Source organism: Burkholderia sp. BCC0405 (assembly GCF_902833075.1).
GTDB lineage: Bacteria > Pseudomonadota > Gammaproteobacteria > Burkholderiales > Burkholderiaceae > Burkholderia.
The window spans coordinates 148186-174347 of the sequence record NZ_CADFEO010000018.1; the positions used below are offsets into that span (position 1 = coordinate 148186).

The 26162-nt window shown below is 66.9% G+C and carries 27 protein-coding genes and 1 pseudogene; 8 read left to right on the plus strand and 20 right to left on the minus strand.

All coding sequences use genetic code 11. From position 1 onward, the window contains the following. The first annotated feature begins 25 nt into the window (after positions 1–25). Positions 26–601: a polysaccharide deacetylase family protein gene (locus HWX36_RS26705; protein WP_175956220.1), complete on the plus strand. Its 576-nt coding sequence runs from the start codon at positions 26–28 to the stop codon at positions 599–601. A gap of 12 nt (positions 602–613) precedes the next feature. On the opposite strand, the gene HWX36_RS26710 is transcribed toward HWX36_RS26705, so the two are convergent. Then, on the minus strand, positions 614–1588 hold the full coding sequence (locus HWX36_RS26710) for a phosphotransferase (RefSeq protein ID WP_244136522.1): 975 nt from the start codon (positions 1586–1588) through the stop codon (positions 614–616). Positions 1589–1613: 25 nt separating this feature from the next. Between HWX36_RS26710 and HWX36_RS26715 the strand changes: the two genes are divergently transcribed. After that, positions 1614–2303: a CmcI family methyltransferase gene (locus HWX36_RS26715; protein WP_175956224.1), complete on the plus strand. Its 690-nt coding sequence runs from the start codon at positions 1614–1616 to the stop codon at positions 2301–2303. Here HWX36_RS26715 and HWX36_RS26720 read toward each other — a convergent pair. The 6 genes from HWX36_RS26720 to HWX36_RS26745 form a co-directional block, all read right to left on the minus strand. Further along, positions 2260–3468, minus strand: a complete 1209-nt coding sequence (locus HWX36_RS26720; protein ID WP_175956226.1) for a glycosyltransferase — start codon at positions 3466–3468, stop codon at positions 2260–2262. The genes HWX36_RS26715 and HWX36_RS26720 overlap by 44 nt on opposite strands. A 7-nt stretch (positions 3469–3475) precedes the next feature. Next, positions 3476–4537: an asparagine synthase-related protein gene (locus HWX36_RS26725; RefSeq protein WP_175956228.1), complete on the minus strand. Its 1062-nt coding sequence runs from the start codon at positions 4535–4537 to the stop codon at positions 3476–3478. Beyond that, positions 4534–5412, minus strand: a complete 879-nt coding sequence (locus HWX36_RS26730; RefSeq protein ID WP_175956230.1) for a 4Fe-4S cluster-binding domain-containing protein — start codon at positions 5410–5412, stop codon at positions 4534–4536. Before HWX36_RS26730 ends, HWX36_RS26725 begins: the two co-directional genes overlap by 4 nt. Position 5413: 1 nt before the next feature. Further along, positions 5414–6406 carry a phosphotransferase gene (locus HWX36_RS26735; protein ID WP_175956232.1) on the minus strand — a complete coding sequence of 331 codons (993 nt, stop codon included), beginning with the start codon at positions 6404–6406 and terminating at the stop codon, positions 5414–5416. Next, positions 6407–7156 carry an FkbM family methyltransferase gene (locus HWX36_RS26740; protein ID WP_175956234.1) on the minus strand — a complete coding sequence of 250 codons (750 nt, stop codon included), beginning with the start codon at positions 7154–7156 and terminating at the stop codon, positions 6407–6409. Between the two features lie 244 nt (positions 7157–7400). After that, positions 7401–8993 (minus strand): ABC-F family ATPase, encoded by a 1593-nt coding sequence (locus HWX36_RS26745; protein WP_175956236.1) that lies wholly within the window; start codon positions 8991–8993, stop codon positions 7401–7403. 167 nt (positions 8994–9160) lie between these two features. Here HWX36_RS26745 and HWX36_RS26750 point away from each other — a divergent pair, with 167 nt between their 5' ends. Then, entirely contained in the window at positions 9161–9613 is a 453-nt protein-coding gene (locus HWX36_RS26750) for a lipocalin-like domain-containing protein (protein WP_175956237.1), read from the plus strand. 6 nt (positions 9614–9619) lie between these two features. On the opposite strand, the gene HWX36_RS26755 is transcribed toward HWX36_RS26750, so the two are convergent. Next, positions 9620–11908, minus strand: coding sequence for an AsmA family protein (locus HWX36_RS26755; RefSeq protein WP_175956238.1), 2289 nt, complete (start codon positions 11906–11908; stop codon positions 9620–9622). Between the two features lie 152 nt (positions 11909–12060). On the opposite strand from HWX36_RS26755, the gene HWX36_RS26760 reads away from it, so the two are divergent. Together HWX36_RS26760 and fetB are read left to right on the plus strand one after the other, a co-directional pair. Beyond that, on the plus strand, positions 12061–12762 hold the full coding sequence (locus HWX36_RS26760; protein ID WP_175956240.1) for an ATP-binding cassette domain-containing protein: 702 nt from the start codon (positions 12061–12063) through the stop codon (positions 12760–12762). After that, positions 12759–13562, plus strand: coding sequence for an iron export ABC transporter permease subunit FetB (fetB, locus tag HWX36_RS26765; RefSeq protein ID WP_175956242.1), 804 nt, complete (start codon positions 12759–12761; stop codon positions 13560–13562). Before HWX36_RS26760 ends, fetB begins: the two co-directional genes overlap by 4 nt. 41 nt (positions 13563–13603) lie before the next feature. On the opposite strand, the gene HWX36_RS26770 is transcribed toward fetB, so the two are convergent. The 3 genes from HWX36_RS26770 to HWX36_RS26780 all read right to left on the minus strand — a co-directional run bounded on the left by HWX36_RS26770 (position 13604) and on the right by HWX36_RS26780 (position 16055). Continuing rightward, the gene (locus tag HWX36_RS26770; protein ID WP_175956244.1) at positions 13604–14077 is read right to left on the minus strand and encodes a PliI family lysozyme inhibitor of I-type lysozyme; all 474 of its coding nucleotides are present in this window, start codon (positions 14075–14077) and stop codon (positions 13604–13606) included. Positions 14078–14327: 250 nt separating this feature from the next. Next, positions 14328–14879, minus strand: a complete 552-nt coding sequence (locus HWX36_RS26775; RefSeq protein WP_175956246.1) for a DUF6013 family protein — start codon at positions 14877–14879, stop codon at positions 14328–14330. A gap of 159 nt (positions 14880–15038) precedes the next feature. Continuing rightward, a complete protein-coding gene (locus tag HWX36_RS26780; RefSeq protein ID WP_175956248.1) occupies positions 15039–16055 on the minus strand; it encodes a zinc-binding alcohol dehydrogenase family protein in 1017 nt (338 codons plus the stop codon). A gap of 122 nt (positions 16056–16177) precedes the next feature. On the opposite strand from HWX36_RS26780, the gene HWX36_RS26785 reads away from it, so the two are divergent. Both HWX36_RS26785 and serB read left to right on the plus strand, forming a co-directional pair. After that, positions 16178–17119 (plus strand): LysR family transcriptional regulator, encoded by a 942-nt coding sequence (locus tag HWX36_RS26785; protein WP_175956250.1) that lies wholly within the window; start codon positions 16178–16180, stop codon positions 17117–17119. 166 nt (positions 17120–17285) lie between these two features. After that, positions 17286–18131 carry a phosphoserine phosphatase SerB gene (gene serB / locus HWX36_RS26790; RefSeq protein ID WP_175956252.1) on the plus strand — a complete coding sequence of 282 codons (846 nt, stop codon included), beginning with the start codon at positions 17286–17288 and terminating at the stop codon, positions 18129–18131. Between the two features lie 87 nt (positions 18132–18218). Here serB and HWX36_RS26795 read toward each other — a convergent pair whose 3' ends face one another. The 5 genes and pseudogenes from HWX36_RS26795 to rimO all read right to left on the minus strand — a co-directional run bounded on the left by HWX36_RS26795 (position 18219) and on the right by rimO (position 22591). Then, a complete protein-coding gene (locus HWX36_RS26795) occupies positions 18219–19400 on the minus strand; it encodes a cystathionine beta-lyase (RefSeq protein WP_175956255.1) in 1182 nt (393 codons plus the stop codon). 113 nt (positions 19401–19513) lie between these two features. Next, complete coding sequence (locus HWX36_RS26800) at positions 19514–20056, minus strand: hypothetical protein (protein ID WP_175956256.1); 543 nt, start codon at positions 20054–20056, stop codon at positions 19514–19516. 18 nt (positions 20057–20074) lie between these two features. Beyond that, a pseudogene (locus tag HWX36_RS26805) lies at positions 20075–20203 on the minus strand (acetyl-CoA C-acyltransferase); the annotation flags it as partial. Positions 20204–20299: 96 nt separating this feature from the next. After that, positions 20300–21226, minus strand: a complete 927-nt coding sequence (locus tag HWX36_RS26810) for a sugar kinase (protein WP_175956259.1) — start codon at positions 21224–21226, stop codon at positions 20300–20302. A gap of 3 nt (positions 21227–21229) precedes the next feature. Then, positions 21230–22591 (minus strand): 30S ribosomal protein S12 methylthiotransferase RimO, encoded by a 1362-nt coding sequence (gene rimO, locus HWX36_RS26815; protein ID WP_089456309.1) that lies wholly within the window; start codon positions 22589–22591, stop codon positions 21230–21232. 284 nt (positions 22592–22875) lie between these two features. Here rimO and HWX36_RS26820 point away from each other — a divergent pair, with 284 nt between their 5' ends. Next, positions 22876–23127, plus strand: a complete 252-nt coding sequence (locus HWX36_RS26820; RefSeq protein WP_175956260.1) for a hypothetical protein — start codon at positions 22876–22878, stop codon at positions 23125–23127. A gap of 130 nt (positions 23128–23257) precedes the next feature. Here the strand turns inward: HWX36_RS26820 and HWX36_RS26825 are convergent, their stop codons facing one another. From HWX36_RS26825 to HWX36_RS26840, 4 genes are all read right to left on the minus strand, one after another. Next, entirely contained in the window at positions 23258–24094 is an 837-nt protein-coding gene (locus HWX36_RS26825; RefSeq protein ID WP_175956261.1) for a lysozyme inhibitor LprI family protein, read from the minus strand. Between the two features lie 405 nt (positions 24095–24499). Then, positions 24500–25066, minus strand: a complete 567-nt coding sequence (gene phaR, locus HWX36_RS26830; RefSeq protein ID WP_006485265.1) for a polyhydroxyalkanoate synthesis repressor PhaR — start codon at positions 25064–25066, stop codon at positions 24500–24502. A gap of 119 nt (positions 25067–25185) precedes the next feature. Then, on the minus strand, positions 25186–25926 hold the full coding sequence (locus tag HWX36_RS26835) for a 3-ketoacyl-ACP reductase (RefSeq protein WP_175956262.1): 741 nt from the start codon (positions 25924–25926) through the stop codon (positions 25186–25188). A 120-nt stretch (positions 25927–26046) separates the two neighbouring features. Continuing rightward, positions 26047–26162: hypothetical protein (locus HWX36_RS26840; protein ID WP_175956263.1), on the minus strand; the 116-nt coding region annotated here is incomplete at its 5' end.

Here is a 26162-nt window from a genome sequence, read left to right on the forward strand (position 1 = left end):
ACCTCGAAAGGCGCACCCACCCGCGATGTCCATTCGCCTCAGTTTCGACGACGGCCCCGGCCCTTCGACGCTCCCCTTGCTCGACGTCCTGCGCGCCGCATCCTGCCAGGCGACCTTCTTCCTCCTCGGCCAGAATCTCGCAGGCGCGCTCGACGTCGCCGCGAGAATGGCGAGTCACGGCCATGCACTCGGCAATCACACCCATTCGCACGCGAAGCCCGGCGTGCTGGCGGACAACGCGCTGATCGACGAGATCGAGACGACCGACGCGCTGATCCGCGAAGCCTATCGCCGCGCCGGTGTTCCGGCTCCGGACACGATTCCGTTGCGCCTGCCTTATGGACTGATGCCGCAGGACAACCGCGCCGGCGTGCTGACGCGGCTGCAGCGCGAACACACGGGCTGGACCGCGATACTGGACGACTGGCAGCGACCCGCGCCGTCGCCGCAGGCGCTATTCGACGCGATGTGCGCGCATGTCGACGCCAGCGCGGCACGGCAGCGCGACGTGCTGTTCTGCCTGCACGACGGATCGCGGCACGGCGAGGCGCGGCCCAACACGGTCGAAGCGGTGCGCCTGTTCCTGAATCGGTCGCGTTGACGCAGCAGCCGGCTAGCGCCCGGGCGTCGCACCATCCAGCAACTGCCGCCAGCCGCCGAGAAACCCGATGCCGGGCCCCAGCGTCCACAGGCCGCGCTGCGCGGCTTCGAGATGGATCAGCGTCTGGTCCGCGCAAAACAGGGCCATCAGCGCATCGCGGCGATCGTGCATCCAGTCCGGTGCGGCATCGGGACGCGTCGCGGCATAGGCTTGCAGGCCGGCCTCCCAGCGCTGCGCATCGAATACGAAGCGATCGTCCCGGCCCGCATCGCGCGACAGCGCGAACAGCGCAAAGGCCGCTTCGAGCCACTGTGCGCCCTGCCCGACATCGTCGAAATCGAGCACACCGTTCACCGCGTGCCCGACGTACAGCAAATTGCCCGCGTGATAATCGCCGTGCAGCCAGTGCGCCGTCCCTGTCAGCCAGCGCGCAGCGGCGTCGAGATGTGCGCCGATCCGACGAATCATCGTCTCGTAGTGGCCGCTCAAGTCACCCGGCAACGACGGAGCGGCACGCGCCGCTACGCGGGCGTGGCGTACCGACAGCCAGGCCAGCGGCGCCGATTCGGTCGCGGGTATCGCCGCCATCGCCGCATGCAGATGCGCAAGCGCACGCATCGCATCGATCGCGCCCGCCTCCGCATCGTCCGGCAGGCCGGGGCTGCCGTCGATATGCTCGAACAGATGCAGCCAGCGTCCATCGGGCAGGTGCACACCGGATTGCATATCCACGGTCGGCCGCAGGCGCGGCAGCATGGGCAGCCTCGGCGCCGAGCGCGGGTGGCCGAGGTGGTGGAGGTGGCCGAGCATCGCCGCCTCGCGACGCACCTGTTCGGCTGCCTTGCCGGACCACGACACGCGCAGCACCGCGCGCCCCGCATCGCACTCGACGAGATACGTTTTGTTAGTATGGCCCGACGCCAGCGCCTGCAGGTGCGCCGGCCCGATGTTCCAGTACCGGTGAAGCCACGGTTCCAGCGTTTTCACGTCACTCCTACTCGTTGCATTGACCATGTCAGAGCGTCCCTCGGCCCGCATGCGGGACATCAACATCGAATGGCTGACGCGCGCCGCCGAATTCGACCATCTGTTCCAGACGCGCTGGCTCGGCGAGCGCTTCTTCCATCTGCCCGGCGACATGCTCGCGCTCCAGGAACTGATCTGGCGCACGCGTCCCGACTGCATCGTGCAGACCGGCATCGCGGCGGGCGGCGGCGTCGTGTTCTCCGCGTCGATGCTGGAACTGGCGGGCGGCAGCGGCCGCGTCGTCGCGATCGAACCGCGCCTGCGCGACGAAGTCAGGCAGCGCCTGCAATCGCACCGGCTCGCCCATCGCATGACGCTGATCGAAGGCGAATCGTGCGCGCCCGACACGCTCGCGTCGGTGCGCGCACGGATCGGCGACGGCGCGCGCGTGATGGCGATCCTCGATCTCACGCACACCCATGCGCACGTGCTGCGCGAACTCGAATGCTATGCGCCGCTCGTGACGCCCGGCAGCTATGCGATCGTGATGGACACCATCATGGAGTACCTGCCCGCGTCGATGTTCGACGGCAAGCCGTACGGCAAAGGCAACAACCCGGCCACCGCCGCGCATGAATTCCTCGCCCGCGACGCCCGGTTCGAGGTCGACTACGACATCGAGGACCGCGTCCTCATGACGCTGTCGCCCGGCGGTTTCCTGAAGCGAGTGCGCTGATCAGGCGCGCCGCCTCGGCCGAACCGTCGCGCGCAGCATAGCTCGCGCGGATCCGCGCCGCCCGCTCGCGCAACGATCCGGGCCGCAACAGCCGTTCGAGCGCATCGGCGATGTCCGCCACGCCGGCCTGCTGCAGATCCAGCACGCACCCCGCGCCGGCCCGCTCGACGAAGTGCGCCGAATGGAACTGGTCGTTGCAGAACGGCGACAGCAGCATCGGCACGCCGCAGGCAAGCGACTCCATCACCGAATTCGCGCCGCCATGACTGACGAACGCGTGCGTGCGCCGCAGCAGCGCCAGTTGCGGCGCGTAACGCACCGCGACCACGCGCTCGTCGCTGGCGGGCATCAGATCCGAATCGACCAGTTCGCCCACCGACAGCACCAGTTGCGCCGACGTCGCGCGCGCCGCGTCGATGACCTTCGCAAACACGTCGGGATGGTAGTAAAGCTGGCTGCCGAGCGACATGTAGACGAGCGGACGATCGGCATCGAGGCGCTCCCACGGAAACGGCGTCTCGTCGCCGCGCGGGCCGGACGGCATTGCCGGGCCGACCAGCTCGACGCCGGGCGGCGGCGCACCGACCAGCGCGTCGGTCGTGAATGCGAGCGTCAGGTGCGGCGACAGGATGTCGCAACCGCGAAAACACGCGTCGAGCCCGTAGCGCGCGAACAGCCGCGTGCGTTCCGGCGCGAGCCATCGCACCGTGCGCAGCAGCTCCGAATCGAGATCGTCCGGGAGCACCGGATTCAGCGAATTCGACATCGAAACCCACGGCAGCCCTTCCAGCTCCGCGGCAATCGCCGCCGCATAGAGCAGCGGATCGATCACGACCACGTCGGGCTGCCAGTCGCGCAGCACCGCGCGAATGCCGTCCACCTGCGCGGGTGCAAGATCGATCAGCAGCGTGCGGATCCAGTGCCGCAGCCAGCCCGCGTCGCGAATGTTCGCGGCAAAGCTCGCGCCGCGCGACAGGTCGTGACGCTCGGGCGTCTCGCGCGGCCCGACGAACGCGAAGCCGCCCGCGCCGTCGAGCTGGGCGCTGATATCGGCCGGCGCGTAGAACGCGACGTCGCAACCGGCGGCGCGCAGATGCTGGGCCGGGCCGATGCACGGATTGACGTGCCCTTTCTCGGGCACCACGCAGAACAGGATGCGTTTCATGAACGACTCAGGTTGGGCGATGCACGGCATCGAGGTGGTCGAAATGATCGAGGATCAGCGACAGCGTCGTCCACAGCACGCGTTCGTTGTCCGTCTGCAGCGCAGGTGCGGCCAGACCCAGTTTGTCGGCCAGCGCGTGCGTGCGGTCGCGATCGAGCAGCGCCGCGAGGTCCATCGCCGGGGCGAGCCGCCCACGCTTGGGGCCATGCACGAGCCGGTCCGGCAAGTTCAGGCGCGCGCCGAGATCGCGCAGGCATTGCTTGTCCGGATCGGGCGCGATGCTTATCAGATGCGCGACGACGGCATCGTCGACGAACGGCGGATGCAGCTCGACCGACGCCGCGTCGAACAGCGCATGGCACAGCGGCAGATAGTTGGCCGACCGGTCGCGACGCAGCACCTGGTCCGCGCCGTCGCCGGTAATGGCCACCTCGACGCCGTCCGCGGCCATCGCCTCGGCGAGCAGCAGCTTCGCGACCGGATGCAGGTTGAACATCGGCTCCTCGACCGCATGCGTCGTTCTGGGCAGCGCCGCGACGAAATCGGCCTCGTTCGCGCGCACGATCTTCACGTTCGCCTGCATCTGCTCGGCCAGTTCGAGTGCGGCATCGCGCTCGCAATAGTCCGGCATGTCGGTCACGAGCACGTAGGACGTCACGTGCCGCTGCGCACCGAGTTCGCGCAGCAACGCGAGCAGCAGCGCCGAATCGAGCCCGCCGCTCAACGCCAGCGCGGCACGCTTGCCGCTGTCGAGCGCACGCTGCAGCGATGCGCGCAGCACGGTTTCCAGATCGGCGTGCCGCGGCCGCTCAGGCGCCGGCTGCACGGTCAGCCCTTGCGGCGAACGGATCAGCGCATGGCCGGGCGGCACCGCGCGCACGTCGCGCAGCACGGTGCGGTCGATCGGCCGCTCGCCGCTCAGGTAGCCCGCGATGGCCGCCGCGTCCGGCTCGCCGGCCGGTTGCCCCGCTGCGCGCAGGACGGCCTGGATGCCGGACGCCGTCGCACCGCTGCGTGGATGGTAGTGAAGCCGGTCGAAGCCGAACAGGTCGCGCGTGCCGACGATCATGGATAACGAGCCTTCAAGGCGTCCACTTCAATGCGTTTGAGGATGCGATGCGGCGCCACCGGCGCGCTGCCGCCCTGGCAATGCAGGCACGCTTCGAGCGGCGCCTCGCGTTGCAGATAGGCGAGCATCGCGTCGAGCATGCCCGCGTCGTCGCGCAGCGGCAGGCCGTCGGCTTGAAAATCCTTCTCGCCCTTGTAGAGCGTATGGAAATGCGCCGGACGCGTGCATGTGTAGAACATGCCGTCGCGAATCATATGGCAGCGCTCGCGTATCCAGCAATCGTGATAAAGGCGCTGCGCGGCGTCGCGATCGGTACCGGGCTCCGCGCGGTTCATCGTCGTGAACACGTCCTGCACCTTCCAGTTCAGACGCACGTCGAAGCGCGCCGCCTGGCGCTCGATGTGCGCGACCAGGTCGGGCGACAGCACCGGCTTCGGATAGCGCGAGATCGTCAGCGCATCCACTGCCTGCCAGAACGCGTCCGTCATCTCGCCGAGCTTCAGGCCGTTCGTCGTGACGGAGATCACGGGCGCGATGCCGGTGGCGCGCACCCGCTGGACAAGTTCGACGAGCGCCGGATGCAGCAGCGGCTCGCCGCCGACCAGCTTGAACATGCGCGGGCGCAGCACCTTCGCCGCCTTGCGCAGATCGGCCTCGAGCGATTCGGGGCTCGCGTACCACTCGGGCAGCAACGGCGACAGCGAGCAGCATTCCGCACAGGTCAGGTTGCAGTGATCGACGACATGCGCTTCGAGCGAGCGCGTCAGCACGCGCCCGTCTTCGACGCGGTAATCGCGATCCAGCGGCGGCGGAAACACATGCTGCCGCTCGGCCGGCGGCGTCGGATTCGACACCCTGTTCAGATTCGCATTCACTTCAGCGTCCTGCTTCGATGCAACGGGAAAAGAAATCGACGAGACGATCGCGCGCCTCCACCATCGCGGACGCCATCGTCACCGCGCCGTTCAGATGCGATGCAAAGCGCGACGGATCGTCGAGCCAGCCTTGCACGATCCAGAGCTTGAGCGCGTGCTGCAGACACGCGGCATCGACCGCCCATGCGATACGCGCGGGATCCACCGGCCGGGTCCGCCGGTATGCCCGCACGAACGCCTCCGCCAGATGCGGCGCCTCCAGCGGCAGATGGTTCAGGCAACGCACCAGCTCATATTCGCGCGGTGCGCCGATCGACGCTTCCCAGTCGAGAATGAGCGGCGGCAGCGTGCCCGTGAACAGATAGTTGAACTGGTTGTAGTCGTTGTGGATCGGGCATTGCGGATCGCCGGCGGGAAACGCGTCGATGCTGCCCGGATAGTAGCGCTCGAGCATGCGCAGCGCGAGATCGACGTAGCGGCGCAGGTTCTCCGCGCCGTCGTTCGAGCGGCCGCGATCCAGCGCGTCGAGCAGGCTGCCGCGCACCGCGTCCGCGTCGATCGCGGTCAGCCGTGCGCGGATCGTGTCGATCTGCGGCAGATGAAGTTGCTCGAGGCTCAGATGCAACGCCGCCAGACTCTCGCCGAGCGCATCCCATTCGGCCGGTGAAAACGTGTCGTAGGTTCTGAACTGCCCGGCCTCCCAACGCGTCAGCATCGCGTGGGCAGTTGACCCCGTCCAGAGCGGTGCGCCGGCTGCCGTGCGTTTCAGCGCCTGCACATGGAAACGGGCATCGCCGTGTGTCTCGAAGTGCGCAAGGACGGCCGCTTCCTTGGCCGCACGCGCATGATGTTCGGACGCGTAGAGCTTGACCGCTACGCCGCCGTCATCGGTCGGCAGGTGCCACACGCGTTCGCCGACCTGGCGCGGCTGCCCGCTTGGGCCCAATGCGTAGGCCTCGCGGATCTCGTCGAAGGTCGCGGCGAGCGGGTCCATTCAGATGTGCTCGGCCGGCCCGTATCGATACGGATGGCCGCTCAGGAACGTGTTGTGCCCGACATAGCGCACCTTGTACATCGCCGGGCGAAACAGCACCGACGCAGCGTTGTTCGCAATGCCGAGCAGCGGATACAGGTCCTGCCGCACGAAGAACGCGTTGTTGCCCATGTCGTCGCAGCAGACGAGTTCATAGCCCTTCTGCCTGCCGAGATGGACGAGCGATTCGAGGCTCGCGCCGTAGTACGTCGAACCGTCCCATTCGTAGTCCGGGTTGAAGCACATGACCCAACGCTCGGGCGGTGTGTAGTACGGGTTGTATTCGATCACGACGATGCGCGGCCGGAATGCCTGCAGGCCGCGCCAGACCCAGTAGTCGTTACCGTCGATGTCGATCGACAGCAGGTCGAAGTCGGTTGGCGTGTTCGCATCGGCGAGCAACGTGTCGATCGTGTCGGGCTGAACGCGGTCGTGGTGCAGGCGCACGCGGTCCGCGCCCGCGTAGTGGGCCGCCAGCTTGCCGAAACGGTATGCGCTGCCTTCCACCAGCACGCCGGACCAATCCTGTTCGCGCAGCAGCCGCGCGGTGTTGCTGTTGCGCAGGCCGTCGCTTGCACCGATATCGACGCAGAAGCGGTGGGTCGGCGCGATCCGCTCCATCAGGCGCGACAGGATGCCTTCCTCGGTACCCTGCGCATACAGGCTTTGCGCAAGGCCGGACAGGTCGAGCGGGAGAGGATGGCCCTGCATCGAGGGGGCGGCTCCGGGTCGGAATTGAGATAAGTATTCGGAGCGTAATTTACCCGAAGTCGATTGAGGGAAGGAAACGAGAATGCGGGAGACTGCCGTGCTGCACCGGCACGGACATGAAAAAGCCCGCATCGACAATGCGGTCGATGCGGGCCCGATGCGTTTGCGGCGGCTTCGCGCTGCTATGCGCGCCGGCTTCGTACTGCTGCCTGGCCGCGACACATGAACGGAAGCGTCAGGACAATTACTCCTGCCCCTGGCTCGTCAGGAACTCCTCGTAATTGCCGCCGAAGTCGAACAGCGTGCCATCCGTGCGCACTTCGATGATCCGGTTCGCCAGCCCGCTCACGAATTCGCGGTCGTGCGACACGAAGATCAGCGTGCCTTCGAACTGCTCGAGCGCGATCTGCAGCGACTCGATCGACTCCATGTCCATGTGGTTGGTCGGCTCGTCCATCAGCAGCACGTTGTGGCGGCCGAGCATCAGCTTGCCCCAGATCATGCGGCCCTTCTCGCCGCCCGACAGCACCTTCACCGACTTCTTGATGTCGTCCGACGAGAACAGCAGGCGGCCCAGCGTGCCGCGCACCATCGTTTCGTCGTCGCCGTCCTTGCGGTACTGGTCGATCCAGTCCATCAGCGTGATGTCGTTCGGGAACTCTTCGTACGTGTCCTGCGGCATGTAGCCGACATTCGCGTTCTCCGACCACTTCACCGTGCCGTGATCGAGTTCGAGCGCGCCGAGCAGCGAACGCAGCAGCGTCGTCTTGCCCGCGCCGTTCTCGCCGATGATCGCGATCCGCTCGCCCGGCTGAACCGACAGGTTGAAGTTCTGGAAGATCGTGCGCTCGTACTTCTTCGTGATCTCTTCAGCCACCACCGCGACGTTGTGCAGCTTCTTCTCGAACTCGAAACGGATGAACGGGTTCTGGCGCGACGACGGCTTGAATTCCTCGATCTTGATCTTGTCGATCTGTTTCGCGCGGCTCGTCGCCTGGCGGGCCTTCGACTTGTTCGCCGAGAAGCGGCGCACGAAGTCCTGCAGTTCGGCCACGCGCTCCTTCGCACGCGCGTTCGCCGCGGCCTGGCGCTCGCGCGCCTGTGCCGATGCGAGCATGTAGTCGTCGTAGTTGCCCGGCCAGACCTTCAGCGTGCCGAAGTCCATGTCGGCCATGTGCGTGCACACCGAGTTCAGGAAGTGACGATCGTGCGAGATGATGATCATCGTCGAGTTGTACTCGTTGAGCGTGTGCTCGAGCCAACGGATCGAGTTGATGTCGAGGTTGTTGGTCGGTTCGTCGAGCAGCAGCACGTCCGGCTTCGAGAACAGCGCCTGTGCGAGCAGCACCCGCAGCTTCCAGCCCGGCGCGACGTCGGCCATCGTGCCGTTGTGGAATTTCTCCTCGATGCCGATGCCGAGCAGCAGCGCGCCCGCGCGCGCCTCGGCGTCGTAGCCGCCGTATTCGGCGAACTTGCCTTCGAGCTCGGCCGCATGCATGTAGTCGTCGTCGGTGGCTTCCGGGTTCGCGTAGATCGCGTCGCGCTCGGTCATGGCGGCCCACATCTCGGTGTGGCCCATCATCACGACGTCGAGCACGCGCACGTCTTCGTACGCGAACTGGTCCTGGCGCAGCTTGCCCAGGCGGACGTTCGGCTCCAGCGCGACGTTGCCGGCGCTCGGCTCGAGGTCGCCGCCGAGGATCTTCATGAAGGTCGACTTGCCGCAGCCGTTCGCGCCGATCAGACCGTAGCGGTTGCCCTCGCCGAATTTGACCGAGATGTTCTCGAACAAGGGCTTCGGCCCGAATTGCATCGTGATGTTGGCAGTAGAAAGCACGGCAGGTCCCGAAAGGATAAATCGACGGAAAACCGCGTATTTTAGCAGGTGTCGGAGAAACTGCCGACCACGCCGTTCCGGCGGCGCATTTCAGCCCCCTGGCCCGGCGCCCGGCAGCCCGCCAACACGGCGGCTCGCGCCCCACCGCCGCCTTGCCGGAATCCCGGATGCTTGCCGGCCAGATTCGCGAACGACGCGTCGGCGCGTGGCGCCTCGTGTCCGACGAGATCCGCCCGCGCGGCGGTAGCGCGGTCACCTACCCGCTCGGCCGCGACGTGCGCGGCTGGATCCTCTATACGCCTGACGGCTACATGTCTGCCCAGCTGATGGCCGCCTGCAGGCCGCCCTACGCGGACGGCGACCTGCAGGGCGGCACTGCCGACGCACGCGCGGCGGCGGACGGCGGCTCCATCGCCTATTCCGGCCCCTTTCACGTCGCCGACGACGGCACGCTGCCCCACGAAATGGACGTCAGCCTGTTCCCGAACTGGATCGGCCACGTCCGGCAGCGCGCCGTCAGGCTCGACGGCGATCGCCTGCCGCTCGGCACTGCGGCCCCGGTACGGATCGACGGCCGGGAAGTCGATGCCGTGCTGCTCCGGGTGCGCGCGGGCCGCTGACGCCCGTCACTTGCCGGCCTTCGCCGCCGCCCGCTGCGCCGCCTTCGCATTCATCTGACCGAACAGTTCCGAGCAAGGCACATCCCTGTTGTTGCTCGGCGCGATCAGCGGAATCAGGGCCGCGAACGGGTTGATCAGCCCGAGGCCGATCATCGCGCCGGCACGCAACGCGAGCGCGCCGGCATCGACGCCGACGTCCGGGTTCTTGAACGTACCCTTCGCGTACAGCGGCGAGCGCAGCGAGAAGATCCGGAACCCCTTCGTGTGCGGGTGGATCTTCAGGTTCAGCGTTTCGTCGCGCAGGCTGATCGGGCCGTCGACGTTGATCAGCGCGTCGTCCGTATCGAGCGCGAACACCTTCGGGTCGAGGATGCCGTTGGTCGCGACGAAGTCGATCGCTGCGCAGTTGATCTTCACGTCGTTGTTGCCGAACAGCTTCTCGTAGACGACGTTCGCAACGTTCAGCCCCGCCGCTTCCATCAGCAGGCGGCTGATACGGCCGTCCGTCACGAGCGCCTTCACCTCGCCGGTCGACGTCGCCGCCAGCGCGGCCGGCGAGTTGCCGGTCGCCGACAGCGACGCATCGCCGTTGATCTCGCCGAGCGCCGACTGCATGACCTTCTGCGCCGGGAACAGTTGCTTGAGCTTCAGATGCCGCGCGGCCACCGTGAAGCGGCCCTTCAGCGGCGCACCGCTGCCGTCGAGATGCGCGGTCGTTGCGAGCGTGCCGCCCGCGACGCCGAACTGCAGCGGCTCGAGCGACAGCACCCCGTCCGTCATCACGATGTGGGTGTACAGGTTGGTGATCGGCAGGTCCGAACTCTTGACCAGCTTGCGGCCCGTGAACTTGACGTCCGCGTCGAGTACGCGCCAGCGGTCGGTGCGGAAGGTTTCGACCGGCAGCACGCGGCTCGACGGCTGTTTCGTCGTGTCGCCGCGCCTGGCCTTGCTCGCGGCCGTATCCGCGCCGATCACCGGAGCGAGATCGGAGAACTGCAGCAGGTTCGACACGAGCTCGCCCGACAGCTTCGGGCGCGGTTCGCGCTGTTCGTAGACCAGTGTGCCGCCGAGATCGCTGCCGCCGACGCGGCCGTTGAAATTCTCGTAGCGAAACGTGCTGGCTTTCCGCTTGAAGTTACCGATCAGCCGACCTTCGGTCGCGTAAGGCGGCGTATCGGGCAACGTGATGCCGCTGAGCTGATAGAGATGCGACATCGACGTGCCCTGCAGCCACAGCCGCAGGTCGATGGCCGCGAGATGCATCGGGTCGGTCAGCGTGCCGACGATCGCGAGTCGCGTGTCGCCGGCTTTCACGTCGGCCTGCAGCGGGAACGGCCGCGACGCGTCCTGGATCGCGAGCACGCCGCCCAGCTTGCCGGTACCGCTAATCGGCACGTTCTTGTAGCGGCCGTCGACCTTCAGCCCGAACGCATAGGTCGGGCCGGACGGCTTCGCGGGCGCCGCGAAGCCGCTTGCACCGGATGTGGCGGCAGCAGCCGATGCCGAAGAGGTGGACGAAGAAGACGAAGCCGTCGCCACGGCAGACGCGGCCGAAGCCCCTGTTGCCGACGCCGCACTCGCAGCCTGCGCGGCGGAAGCGCTCGACGCGGCCTCCGCATTGGCCTTCGCGCTCAATTGCGCGGCGCCGTGCTTGCCGACACGCTGCGCCGATGCCGCGCGCGATGTCTGCTCCTGTTCCTTGAGCACGTCGCCGAGCGGAATCGGCTGCCCGAGCGTATCGATCGCGACGGTCAGGTCGGCTTTCGTGATCGCGTCGCGATACGTGACGGTGCCCTTCGCGAAGCCGAAGCTGTCGAGCCGTACTTTCCACGGCGACGGCTGCGACGATTGCTTGAACTGGAAGGTCCACGTGTTGCGGCCGTCGGCAAGCCGCTCGAGGTCGACGGCCGGATTCACGACGTCGATCGACGGGATCACGATTTCATGCGCGAGCAGCGGCAGGATTGCGAGATCGAAGTGTGCGGCGTCGAGCGTGACGAACTTGGGCGTCTTCGCCCAGTCGGGGTTGCCGATCTCGAGCTGGGTAGCCGTAAAGCTCGGCCAGGGCACCCACGCGCGCCAGCCGGTTTCGCCGTCGGGGCGGCGCCAGCCGATCTTCAGGTCGCCGTTGATCGCGAATGGGCGGCCGAGTGCGGCTGTGACCTGTTCGTTGACCCACGGCTTCGCGCGGTTCCAGTCGAAGACGAAGAGAAAGACGCCGGCCGCCGCGATGAGCACCGCGACGATACCGACGATCCATGCAGCCGATTTGCCGATGGCTCGGGCTAGCGTCATGGCGGTTCCGTAGTTGTTCTGACATGATGCCGCGCCATGCCGGGCCGCTTGCGTGGACGAACGGCGCACGACACCCGCGGCTTTTCAATCGGTATTATGACGCACGCCATGGTGACGTTTCGGCGCCATTAACGCTTTTTTTCATTTGTGACATGACAGCCCCCACCGGCCTCATCGATGCAGAGCGCATCACGCGACGCGATGCCAGCAGCGGCAAGACCCTGCTCGCCCCAACCGATTTCAGCCTTGCAGCGGGATCGCGCATTGCTATCACCGGGCCGTCCGGATCGGGCAAGAGCGTGCTGCTGCGCGCGCTCGCGCTGCTCGATCCGCTCGACGGCGGCCACATCCTGTGGCGCGGCAAACCGATCCGGCGCACTGCGATCCCGCGTTACCGTCGCAGCGTCGCCTATGTACGCCAGCGTCCCGCGCAGATGGACGGCACCGTCGAATCGCAGTTGCGCTATCCGTATTCGCTCGCGATCTATCGCGACGTTGCGTTCGATCGCGCGCGGGCCGAAGCGCTCGCCGCGCAGGCCGGCCGCGGCCCCGACTTTCTCGACAAGCGCGCGAGCGACCTGTCGGGGGGCGAAGCGCAGATCGCCGCGCTGCTGCGCGTGCTGCAGCTCGATCCCGACGTGCTGCTGCTCGACGAACCGACGTCCGCGCTCGACCCCGAGTCGGCGCGCGCGATCGAGGCGCTCGTCGGCGCATGGTTCGACGCGGCGCCCGCCGCCCGCGCGTACATGTGGATCTCGCACGATCCGGCCCAGGCCGCGCGGATCGGCACGAGGCGGCTCGTGATGCAGGCCGGCGTGATGCATGTCGCCAACCCGACGGAGGCCACGCAATGAGCCCCGCACTGCAGGACCTGAGCCTCGTCGACGTCGGCATCGCCGCCGCGCTCGTCGCGGTCAACGGCGCGATCTCGATGGCCCTGTCGCTCGGCCTCGGCCGCAAGCTCGCGCTCGCGGCCGTGCGCACCGTCGTGCAGTTGCTCGCGATCGGCTACGTGCTCGGCTGGGTGTTCGGTCATCCTCACTGGACCGTCGTGCTGCCGCTCACCGCGCTGATGACGCTGATCGCCGGGTTCGCCGGCGCGGGGCGCGGCAAGCGCACGTATCGCGGCCAGCACATCGACAGCATCGCGTCGATCTGGTTCAGCAGCTGGTTCGTCGCGGCGGTCGGCCTGTTCGTCGTGATTCGCATCCATCCGTGGTACGCACCGCAATACGCGATTCCGATCCTCGGGATGATTCTCGGCAATACGCTCACGGGCGTGTCGCTCGGCGTCGAGCGAATGATGGAAGAACTCACGGCGCGCCGCGATCGCGTCGAAACCGCACTCGCGCTCGGCGCGACGCGCTGGGAGGCCGCGCAGGACGCTGCGCGCCAGGCCGTGCGCGCCGGTATGCTGCCGACGCTGAACCAGATGGCCGTCGTTGGCGTCGTGAGCCTGCCGGGGATGATGACGGGCCAGGTGCTGGCCGGCCAGTCGCCGCTGCAGGCCGTGCGCTACCAGATCGTGATCATGTTTCTGATCGCCGCGGCCTCGGCGCTCGGCACGGTCGGCGCGGTGCTGATAACCTATCGCCGGCTGTTCTCGGCCGATCACCGCTTTCTCGCGGCGCGGCTCGAAGAACGCGCGCACTGACACGTGGCGCCATCGCGCGACGCGTTCGCGCGGTTCGCCGGTCAGCGCGCGCTGCGGCGCTTGCCGATTGCCTGCCGCAACGCGGCCGCGATGTCCGCGTCCGGCGCGAGCCCGTCGACCGACGCGACGAGCCTCACCGTGCGCGGCGTCGTCACATAGGCCTGCGCGCCGACATAGCCGCCGCTGCCGGCCGAGCGCATCGTCACGACGAGCGCCTGCGGCGCACGTGCGCCGAGGTCGGCCGTGAATGCATCGGTGACCGTACCGTCACGCGCATGCAGCGCGCCCGTTACGTAATCGTCGGTATCGAAGCCGGGTGCGGCATGCGCGGTCGAATACACGTGCACCGCGTAGCTGCCGGTCGAGCACGGTTCGAGCGCGCCGCTCGACACGACCGCCACCTGCTGCCGCGCCGGCAGCTCGACCTTCTTCACGAAACTGCAATCGTCGGCCGCATGCGCGTGCGCGGCGACGAGCGCAAAGGCACACGGCAACGCGCGCATTCGGCATTTCATCGGGATGTCGTGACAGGAAGGAGATGATGCGGGCGAGCATAGCGCGCCATGCGCATGACGTCACGCAGGTCGCCACGCGACGCGGTCGGACGTCAAACGACTACCCTGCCGTTGCAGCAACACGGTACCGCGCGGCAGGTAACGGGAAGCACCGTGACGGCGACACGAAACAGCCACATGTCGCCGGGCCGGCCCGCAGGTCGAATCCGTTGCGCGCACACCGGCTCCGGCGCCGGCCCGCGCTCGCCGCTCAGCGCTTGATCGACACGGTCACTTTCGTGCCGTCGCTCATCGTGACGACCTTCGACCCGCCGTTGGTCGGAATCGACACCCACTTCACCTGGCTCACCGACACGACGTCCGGGCACTGCAGCGACTTGCCGCCGGCCGTCACGCTGCGCGTGCCCTTCGGCGCGGCTGCCTGGAAGCTCATCTGCACGTTGGCGATCCCCTTCGCATCGATCGACGGCGCGAGCCGCACCTGGGTCTGGCGCACCATCGCGCCGTTCTCGTCGCGCGGCAGGCTGTCGGCGTTCGGGCAACCGTCGGGCATCGCGACCGCGCCGCTCGGCGGCACCGACTTCCAGTTGAAGTCGTCCGTCTCGCCCGAACGGATCTTGCGGGTCTCCTGCGTATTGCCGAAGGTCTTCGAGTCGACCTTGACGGTGTATTCGAGCTGGCCGGTACCGCCACCCTTCAGGCTGCCCTTGACCGGCGGCGCCGCGAATACGCTCGCGCTGACGCACGCCGCCGCGAACACGACCGACCACGAAGCGGCGACTGACAAGCTGTGTTGGCTCATGCTGACCTCCTTGGTATGCGGCGGCACGCGCGTGCCGCGCGGTTTTCGATGCATGATGCGCTGCCAGTCTACCGCCAAGCGGCATGCAGTGCGCCGCAAACGCATCGGGTGTTACCCCGCTTGCGCTCACGGCGCCGCAACCTTACGCGCGATGCGTGCTCAGAAGCCGCTCAGCACGAGCTTGCCGATCGAACGCCCGGCCTCGAGCAACTGGTGCGCGCGCCGCACGTTCGCGGCATTGATCGTGCCGAGCTGCTCGCCGAGCGTGGTGCGCAGCGTGCCGCCGTCGACGAGCCGCGCGACTTCGCCGAGGATCCGGTGCTGTTCGATCATGTCCGGTGTCTCGAACATTGCGCGCGTGAACATGAATTCCCAGTGAAACCCGGCGCTCTTCGCCTTCAGCAGTTCGACCGGCACCGGCTTGTCGTTCTCGACGATCGTGCAAATGCCGCCCTGCGGCCGGATTACCTCCGCAGCGGCAGGAAAGTGACGATCCGTGTCGTTGAGAATCAGCACGTAGTCGACGTTCGGATGCCCGGCTTCGCGCAACTGCGCAGGCAGGTCGCCGAAATGGTCGACCACGGCGTCCGCACCGAGCGCGCGCACCCATTCGGCCGACGCCGGCCGCGACGCGGTTGCGATCACGTGCAGCTTGCCGAGCTGTTTCGCGAGCTGGATCGCGATCGAACCCACGCCACCCGCGCCGCCGATGATCAGCACCGACTTGCCGGCGTTCGCGCCCCGCGGCGACACGCGCAGCCGGTCGAACAGCGCTTCCCACGCGGTCAGCGCGGTCAGCGGCAGCGCGGCGGATGCGGCGAAATCAAGCGTGCGCGGCTTCAGCGCGGCGATCCGCTCGTCGACCGTATGGAATTCGCTGTTCGCGCCCGGCCGCGTGATGCTGCCCGCGTAGAACACTTCGTCGCCGGGCCGAAACAGCGTGACGTCGGCGCCGACCGCGATCACCGTGCCGGCGACATCCCAGCCGAGCACGCGCGGCTTGTCCTCGACCTGCGGCTTCGGCGCACGCACCTTGGTGTCCACCGGGTTCACGGAAATCGCCTCGACCTTCACGAGCAGATCGCGCGGGCCAGGCACGGGCTGCGGCAGCTCCACGTCGAGCAGGGCTTGCGGGTCGTCGATCGGCAGATAACGGGTCAGTCCAACGGCTTTCATCACGAAACTCCTTCAGGAAATTCTCCGGGCCGCGGCGCAGCCCCATGAACGCCATCGTAGGCAACCCGATCATTCGATAAAACCGCTATATTTCCTGAAACATTTTCAGGAATTTCAGAATAATGGCCTCCGATCCGATTCCGGCCCCCGACAAGCCGATCGACCTGCTCGACGTCGCGCTGTTCGTGCGCGCGGCGCGACTCGCGAACGTCACCGCGGCCGGACGCGAGTTCGGCGTGTCGGCCGCGGTCGCGAGCGCGCGCATCGCGCAGCTCGAGCGCCAGCTCGGCGCGCGGCTGCTGCACCGCACCACGCGTCGCATCAGCCTGACGCAGGACGGCGACGTCTTCATGGCGCACGCCGACACGCTGCTGTCGGCCGCCGACGCCGCCCGCGCGTCGGTCGGCCACGGCCGCACCGAGCCGTACGGGCGGCTGAAGGTGTCGATGTCGTCGTCGTTCGGCCGCCAGCATGTCGCGCCGGTGATTCCCGCGTTCCTGCGCCGCTATCCGTCCGTGTCGCTCGACCTGCGGCTGTCGGACGAGATCGTCGACCTCGTCGACGACGGCTACGACGTCGCGATCCGCCTCGGCGCACTGAAGGATTCGACGCTCGTCGCGCGCAAGCTTGCCGCGAATCGCCGCGTGCTGTGCTGCTCGCCCGCGTATCTCGCCGAACACGGCACGCCGCGCCATCCCGCCGACCTTGCGCAGCACGAATGCGTGATCCTTGGCGACCAGCGCGACTGGTCGTTCGCCACGCCGCAAGGCCCGCTCACGGTGCGGGTCGGCGGCCGGCTCGTCGCGAGCAATGGCGAGGCGATCCGCGAAGCGCTCGTCGACGGCTTCGGGATCGCGATCAAGTCCACCTGGGACGTCGGCCCGCTGCTCGCGAGCGGCGCGCTCGTCACCGTGCTCGACGACTATCCGTTCGCGGAAGACATCGCGATCTGGGCCGTCTACCCGAGCCGCGCGCATGTGCCGCTGAAGACACTCGCCTTCATCGCGTTCCTGGCCGAGCATTTCGGCGATCCGCCGTACTGGGATCGCGCGGACGGGCAATGACCGCGGCGCCGCGCACGGTTTCGCTCCGCCACCGACCGCCGCATGCGGCCAACCGGCTACAATGGCGCGTTCGCCCACACGGGCCCGACACCGGACGGGGCCCGCATCGGCAGGCGGCTGCCCGTGAGCCGCAGACGCATTTCATTCGCTTTCCAACCATCCCGTCATGACCCACAACCTCGTCATCCAGAGTCTTGCGCCGCTGTCGGACGCCCATCACAAACCGCTGCTCGCGCTGTCCCGAGGCACCCGCATCGTGCAGACCGACGATCACGCGCTGCGGATCGACAACGCGAACCCGGCGCAGCGCCTCGACATCGATGCTTACTGCGGCACGCACGCGCTCGACTTCGCGTTCGTCGAGGCCGGCCTCTCGCTTGGCGATTTCGGGCTCGCCGTGATGGACATGGATTCGACGCTGATCACGATCGAGTGCATCGACGAGATCGCCGATTTCTGCGGGCTGAAAACGCAGGTCGCCGAAATCACCGAAGCGTCGATGCGCGGCGAGATCCGAGACTTCAACGAAAGCCTGACGCGCCGCGTCGCACTGCTGGCCGGGCTCGACGCGCACGCGCTCGAACGCGTGTACGAGGAACGTCTGCAACTGTCGCCGGGCGCCGAGAAGATGCTCGCCGGCGTGAAGGCCGCCGGCATGAAGACGCTGCTCGTGTCGGGCGGCTTCACGTTCTTCACCGAACGGCTGAAGGCCCGCCTCGGCCTCGACTACGCGCATGCGAACACGCTCGAGATCGTCGACGGCAAGCTGACCGGCAAGGTGCTCGGCGAGATCGTCAACGCCGACGTGAAGGCACGCCTGCTGCGCGAGACATGCGCGTCGCTCGGCCTCGAGCCGCGCCGTGCGATCGCGATGGGCGACGGGTCGAACGACCTGAAGATGATGGCCGAAGCCGGGCTGTCGGTCGCGTACCACGCGAAGCCAGTCGTGCGCGACGCGGCGACGGTCGCGTTCGACCACATCGGCCTCGACGGGCTGCTGCGGCTGTTCTGATCCTGTCACACGCCAAATGAAAAACGCCGGCGCGATGCAACATCGCGCCGGCGTTTTGTTTTTCTGCCGAACGTTATCGGCTGGCGATCAGCCGAGCGCGGCCTGCATCGCGCGCTCGATATCCGCGCGCAGGTCGCCTTCGTCTTCCAGGCCGACATAGAAACGCACCAGCGTGCCGCGATGCGGCCAGTCCGGACGCATCGACGCGACGTCGTAAGGCATCGCGAGACTGCACGCACCGCCCCAGCTCCAGCCGATCGCGAACAGCTCGAGCGACTCGACGAAGCGGTCGACCTGCTCCGCGCTGTAGCGCTCGTCGAACACCACCGAGAACAACCCGCCCGCGCCTGTGAAATCGCGCATGAACGACGCGTGCCCCGGGCAATCGGCAATTTGCGGGTGCAGCACCGCCGCGATCTCCGGCCGCGCCTTCAGCCATTGCGCAAGCGCGAGCGCGCTCTTGCTGTGCGCGTCGAAACGCACCTGCATGCTCGGCAGGCTGCGCAGCACGAGCGAGCAATCGTCGACCGACACACCGACGCCGCAGCGCATCCGCGCGAGCTTCAGCTTCGCGTGCAGCTCCGCGTTCGCGGTGATCGTCGCCCCCATCAGCACGTCGCTGCCGCCCGACTGGTACTTGGTCAGCGCCTGCACCGAGATGTCGACGCCGTGTTCGAACGGCTTGAACGCGAGCCCGGCCGAAAAGGTGTTGTCGATCGCGGTAACGACGCCGCGCGCCTTCGCGGCCGCCGTGATCGCCTGCACGTCCGGCACTTCCATCGTCACCGAGCCGGGCGCCTCGATCCAGATCAGCCGCGTGTTCGGCTGGATCAGGTCGGCGATGCCGGCGCCGATCAGCGGATCGTAGAAGCGCGCGGTAATGCCGAAATCCTTCGCGAGCCAGTTGCCGAAATCGGCGTTCGGCCCGTACACGTTGTGCGGAATCAGCACGTCGTCGCCGGCTTTCACGATCCCGAAGTAGACGTTCATGATCGCCGCGAGACCCGACGGCTGCAGCAGCGCATGCGTGCCGCCCTCGATCTCGGCGAGCCGCTGCGCGAGCGCAAGCGACGTCGGCGTCGCATGCAGGCCGTAGCGCCACTGGTTGTCGTTGTGCCAGACGAGCGCACGCATCGTCGCGAGATCGGGGAACACGACCGTCGACGCGCGCGCGACCAGCGGCACGAATGAACGGAAGCCTTCCGGGATCACGTCGTCGGGTTGAACGATGCGGGTTTGCAGTGCGCGCTTGGGAGTGGATGCAGTCATGACGGGAAGCCGGGCACGAGGCCGTTCAGTTGCGGAATATGCAGCTAGATTAGCCAAAATCGGCGCAATTGGCCCGGTACAATGCGCGCCGCGCGCACCGAGCCAGCGCGGGTTCAGTCGTCGGTGCGCAGATTGACGACGCCGCCCACCGTCTCGATTTCCTGCACGCGGCCGTCGCGCACCTGCAGCGCCGCGCGCTTGCCCGGCGCGAGATGCAGCACGACGGGCTGCGGATCCGACTCGTCCGAATTCATCCGGTCGGCCTTCAGGTCGCCCGTCGCGTCGAAGCGGCCGATCCACACGCCGGTGATGTTCGTGCCGTCGTTCGATTCCTCGATTTCGAGCGTGTCGCCGTCGCGATCGCCCGCGAGCAGCACAACCTCGCCCGTATCGGCGAACTGGTATTCGCCGTGCACGCCTTCCTCGTCCGTCTTCGGGCCGAGATGCACGACGATCGGCCGGTCGCCGAGCGTGCCTTCGTAGCGCGGCAGGCGGGCGAACTCGGGATTCGGCTTCAGCGGCCGCGCCAGTGCCGGTTCATCCTGCTGCGTGCCCGCCGCGGCGGCCTGCGCCGCGACGACGCCCGGCATCGCCATGCCCGCCGCCAGCGCGCCCGCGACGACGAGCGCCCGTTGCCATTGCGAATATCGACCCACCTTGTGTTGCTCCTTGCTTCAGATTCGCTCGAAAATCGCGGCGATGCGCTGCCCGCCGCCGATGCACATCGTCACGAGCGCATATCGGCCGCCGACGCACCGCAACTCGTACAGCGCCTTGACGGTGATCAGCGCGCCCGTCGTGCCGCCCACCATCACCGCTTCACGTTGCATGTCGCCGCCTCATCCTGCTGATCGCATGAATCGTCCGTGCGATGCCGTGGCCGGCGTGCACATCCCGCATCAGCGTTGCATCAGGCGCTCCACCGCCTCGCGCTGCGGAATCGGCGCGACCGCGCCGTAGCCGGTCGTCGACAGCGCCGCCGCGGCGTTTGCATAACGCGCCGCCGCGAACGGGTCGTCGCCCGCGACGATCCGCGCGACGAACGCACCGCCGAAGCAGTCGCCCGCGCCGGTCGCGTCGACGGCTTCGACCGCGAAGCCCGGCACGACGCGCCGCTCGTTCGGCGTCGCCACGTAGGCGCCTTCCTTGCCAAGCTTCAGCGCGACGACCTGCGGCCCGTGTTCGAGCATCGCATCGACGATCGCGTCGCGATCGTTCGCGCCCGTGAGTGCCGTTACGTCGTCCCAGCTCGGCAGGCAGATGTCCGTCTGGCGCAGCGCCTCGCGCATCACCGCGCGAGCACGCGGCAGCGGCCACAGCTTCAGCCGCAGGTTCGTGTCGAAGCTGACCTTCGCGCCGTTGCGGCGCGCATGGTCGATCCCCGCGAACGCGGCGTCGCACGCGGTCGTGCTGATCGCTAGGCTGATGCCCGACAGGTGCACGGTCTTCGCGGCGGCCAGCGCGTCGAGCGGCAGGTCGCCCGTTGCATAACGGCTCGCCGCCGAGCCTGCACGCAGGTAGTCGAACTGGTGACCGTCGGCGCCATGCGTGACGAAATACACGCCGGTCGGCGCCGCACGGTCGACCCGCACGTACGTCGTGTCGACGTGCTCCGCGCGCCACATGTCGGACAGCAGCCGGCCGAACGGATCGTCGCCGATCGCCGACACGAAGCCCGTCGACGCGCCCTGCCGCGCCGCGGCGATGCAGAAGTTCGACGTGTCGCCGCCGAAGCCCTGCAGGAATTCAGGCCGGCCCGGCTGCGACTGGTTGAATTCCACCATCGCCTCGCCGAGCGCGAGGATCTCCGGAAACGCGGCGGCCATCGCTTACACCTCGCCCCACAGATCGTGGCCATCGGCGCCCGTGATCTTCACGGACACGAAATCGCCGACCTTGTAGCGCTTCGATGCCTTCGCTGCCGGCTCGACGTAGACGACCCCGTCGATCTCCGGCGCATCGGCCGCCGTGCGGCCGATCCCGCCTTCTTCGCTGACTTCGTCGATCAGCACCTTGAGGGTCTTGCCGACCTTGCGCTGGATGCGGTTCGCCGACACCTCCTCGGCGACTTCCATGAAGCGCGCGCGGCGCTCTTCTCGGACTTCATCCGGCAGCGCGCCGTCGAGTTCGTTCGCGGTGGCGCCTTCGACCGGCGAATACGCGAAGCAGCCGACGCGATCGAGTTCCGCCTCGCGGATGAAGTCGAGCAGCGTTTCGAACTGCGCTTCCGTCTCGCCGGGGAAACCCGCGATGAACGTGCTGCGGATCGTCAGGTCCGGGCAGATCTCGCGCCACTTCTGTACACGCTCGAGCACCTTCTCGGCGTTCGCCGGACGCTTCATGCGCTTCAGCACTTCCGGATGCGCGTGCTGGAACGGCACGTCGAGGTACGGCAGCACGTGGCCCTTGAACGGGCCTTCGGCCATCAGCGGAATCACTTCGTCGACGCTCGGATACGGATACACGTAGTGCAGGCGCACCCATGCGCCGTACTGCGCGGCGAGTTCGCCGAGCGCGGCGACCAGGTCGGTCATGCGCGTCTTGATCGGCTTGCCGTTCCAGAAGCCCGTGCGGTACTTCACGTCGACGCCGTACGCGCTCGTATCCTGCGAGATCACGAGCAGTTCCTTCACGCCCGACTTGAACAGGTTCTCCGCTTCCAGCATCACTTCGGCGACCGGGCGCGACACGAGGTCGCCGCGCATCGACGGGATGATGCAGAACGTGCAGCGGTGGTTGCAGCCTTCGGAGATCTTCAGGTATGCGTAGTGGCGCGGCGTGAGCTTGATGCCGGCCGCGGGCACGAGATCGGTGAATGGGTCGTGCGGCTTCGGCAGGTGCGAATGCACGGCCTGCATCACTTCGCCCACCGCGTGCGGACCGGTGACGGCGAGCACCTTCGGGTGGACTTCCTCGATCAGGTTCGAGCCGCTGGCGCTCGACTTGGCGCCGAGACAGCCGGTGACGATCACCTTGCCGTTCTCGGTCAGCGCTTCGCCGATCGCGTCGAGGCTTTCCTGCACGGCTTCGTCGATGAAGCCGCAGGTGTTCACGACGACGAGGTCGGCGCCGTCGTACGTACCGGAGATTTCATAACCTTCGGCGCGCAGTTGCGTGATGATCTGTTCGGAGTCGACGAGCGCCTTCGGGCACCCGAGGGATACGAACCCTACTTTCGGGGATTGGGACATCTGAATGTGTGGGGGCGTGGCAGCAAAAGCGAGAGTTTACAGCGATTTAGGGTTCGGCGAGCCAAAAACGAGCGGTTGACGACGATGTGGATCGCCCGCTCGAATGCCCGGTGCGTTTCGGGTCTGCCGTCGAGCCGTATTGGATATGCCCCTTCATTTCGTGCGAAGCCGCGTTTTGGCTCTGCCCCCAACGCCACTCATCAAGCAAGAATCGTCCCGGCACCGCTACCCGCTATGCGAAAATCCCGGCATCCACCCTTTTCAATCGACCCAACGGGGCCCGCATGACCACCCACATCACGATCGAATTCACCGAGCACGCAGCAGAAGCCATCGATGAGCAAACCAGCACCAGCTTCTCCTACGACCAGGGCGCCCACGTGCCGCAGCCCGGCGACTTCGTCGAACTCGAGAATTCGCACCAGACGTTTCTCGTGATCGGCCGCGTGTTTTCGCTCAAGGCCAACTACAGCGCCGTCAAGCTCGTGCTCGACCTTCCTCCGCACGACGACGAGCCAGGATTCCTCGCGGAATAAACCCATTCGGGCCGGCGACGTCGAAAATCAACCCGCGTCCGGCCGGCCCTGCCTGAAATCGCGCCAGCCACGAGCGCGCAAAAAAGCCCGCCGAAGCGGGCCCATACAACCGACAAATCCAGTCCGGCGCTCACGGAAACTTCGCAGCAGTCAGACACCGCTCGAACCACAACGCATCGTCTCCATCGCCGATCGGCCACATTTCCGCATCCAGCTGCGGCAACCCGCTCACCGGCGCTGACGCGCGGTTATCGTCACCGGACGCTCCCGCACGCATCCACGCCGATTGCTTTCCGCCGTTGTCGCACGCACTCCCATGCGCCTGCGCTTCACAGAACGCCACCGGTCGCACCTTCCCGCCATCGGCCGTGCTCACCGACCGGTACTGATAAACCGCGCCGGTCGCCCAGTCCTCGCTCTGGCTGCAGACCCGCGCATGATGCTGCACATGGACCGCGCCGAAACACGCATAGGAGACGTGCGCGCCGCGTGCATCGTCGGGAATGAAATCGCAGTTCGCATCGAAACCGGTGAGCGGGCCGCCTGTGTATTTCGCGAGCCACTGGCGCTCGGCCTGTGCGCGCGCGATCAATCCTTCAGCCGATCGATCGGCCAGTACGGCGGTACGCCGATCGATTGCCTTGCGCACTTCGTCGACGGCCAGCGGGCGGCCTTCGTAATCGGCACCGAGACGGTTGTTGCGCGCGCCGATCCAGCGGCGCTGGCTACGCGCCAGCATGTCGCGGATGGCCGTGTCCGGCGCGGCCTTCAGCACGCCCGCGTAGGCCGAATTCATGCGCGCGTCGGCCGCACGCAGTGCAGGGCTCGCGCAGATGCGCTTCTCGATCGGCTGCACGGCTTTCGCGCAATCCATCGCAAAGGCCGGCACCGCCACGCCAACGCCCATCACGAACATCGACGCAAGACCCGCCAGCCTGCGGGCCCCTACCATTCGAATCCCTCGCATGCTCTCTCTCAATTGGCTTTTTCTTGATCATGCTGCGTCGATGCGGCATGGCCCGTGATGCCGGGTACCGGTATCGCCTTTCGCCGAACGCTGCAATCACGCATCACCCTGCAGCGCCGCATATCGGTACGCGTGCCTGCACGAATGCACACCGCCAGGCGTGATGCACGCCGGGATCATTCACGGGTGACTGGATCTCGATCGACCGGACAACGGTCATGCACGCCCGTACCCGGCACGCGCATTCGGTGCCGACGGTCATGGACGACCGTCGGCGAGAGGATCCGGCAGGCGGCGGCCGCCCATCGTCGCGCACGGATGCGCGATCGGCCGACCCGCACCGCATTGCTTCGCGGCACCGACGCCCGACCGGTTGCCCACCGCGGTCGGCCTGCCGCGAAACCGTTACTTCTTTTCCGGCTCCGACGCGCCCGGCTGCTTGAACGGGAACGTACTGAACATCGACTTCGCCTGGTTCTGCATCTGCTCCTGCATCTGCACGAACATGTTTTTCGACTGCTCGATGTAGCTGGTCATCATCCCCTGCATCATCGGCGCCTGCATGTTCATGAACTGCGACCAGACTTCCGGATTCATCGCATTGCCTTCGTACAGGTTCTTCGACTGATCCGCGAGCTTGTTCTGGATGTCGATGAACGCCTGGATGTTCTTTTCCAGGTACGTGCCCATCATGCCCTGCATCGCATGCCCGTAGAAACGGATGATCTGCGACAGCATCGACGACGAGAACATCGGCACGCCGCCGCTTTCCTCTTCAAGGATGATCTGCAGAAGGATGCTGCGCGTCAGGTCTTCGTTGGATTTCGCATCGACGACCTTGAAGTCCTCCTGCTCCAGCACGAGCTGCTTCACGTCGGTCAGCGTAATGTACGTGCTTGTCTCGGTATCGTAGAGCCGACGGTTCGGGTACTTCTTGATGAGCCGTTCGGCCGTCTTCTTTGTAGTAGTCATGTAACGCCTTTGAGTGCAGCGTAGCGGAAGTGACGAATCCCCGCCGCCCGAATCCGGGAAGCGGGGGCCTTCGGAAAACGCCCGGCTGCGCGGCCGCCCGGCCCGCGCAGCGCGGACGCTCAGCCCATGTGCAGGCCGCCGTTCAGCGAGAAGTCGGCGCCCGTCGCGAAACCGGAATCGTTCGACGCGAGCCACGCGACGATCGAACCGATTTCCTCCGGCGCGCCGAGACGCCGCACCGGGATCGTCGCGACGATCTTCTCCAGCACGTCGGGGCGGATCGCCTTCACCATGTCCGTGCCGATGTAGCCCGGCGACACGGTGTTGACCGTCACGCCCTTCGTCGCGACTTCCTGTGCGAGCGACATCGTGAAGCCGTGGATACCGGCCTTCGCGGTCGAATAGTTGGTCTGGCCGAACTGCCCCTTCTGGCCGTTCACCGACGAAATGTTGATGATCCGGCCCCAGCCGCGTTCGACCATCCCGTCGATCACCTGTTTCGTCACGTTGAACAGGCTCGTCAGGTTCGTGTCGATCACGGCGGTCCAGTCTTCATGCGTCATCTTGCGGAACACGACGTCGCGGGTGATGCCCGCGTTGTTGACCAGCACGTCGATCTCGCCGACTTCGGCCTTGACCTTGTCGAACGCTTCCTTGGTCGAGTCCCAGTCGCCGACGTTGCCTTCCGACGCGATGAAATCGTACCCGAGCGCCTTCTGCTCCTCGAGCCATTTCACACGGCGCGGCGAGTTGGGGCCGCAGCCCGCGACGACCTTGAAGCCGTCTTTCGACAGACGCTGGCAAATGCTGGTGCCGATGCCGCCCATCCCGCCCGTTACGTATGCAATTCGCTGAGACATATATCTCACTCCATTCCTTTTGGTTTCGAGGGCTGCCGAAGGCCCCTCTGACTTCACGTGACGCCGGCCGAAGCCGCAATCGGCCGGCACACGAATTCGGTTCGCTGGTCGCGAGGCTGGTTACGGACGCTCGACCGCGAGTGCGACGCCCATCCCGCCGCCGATGCACAGCGACGCCAGCCCGCGCTTCGCGTCACGCTTGGCCATCTCGTGCAGCAGCGTCACCAGAATCCGGC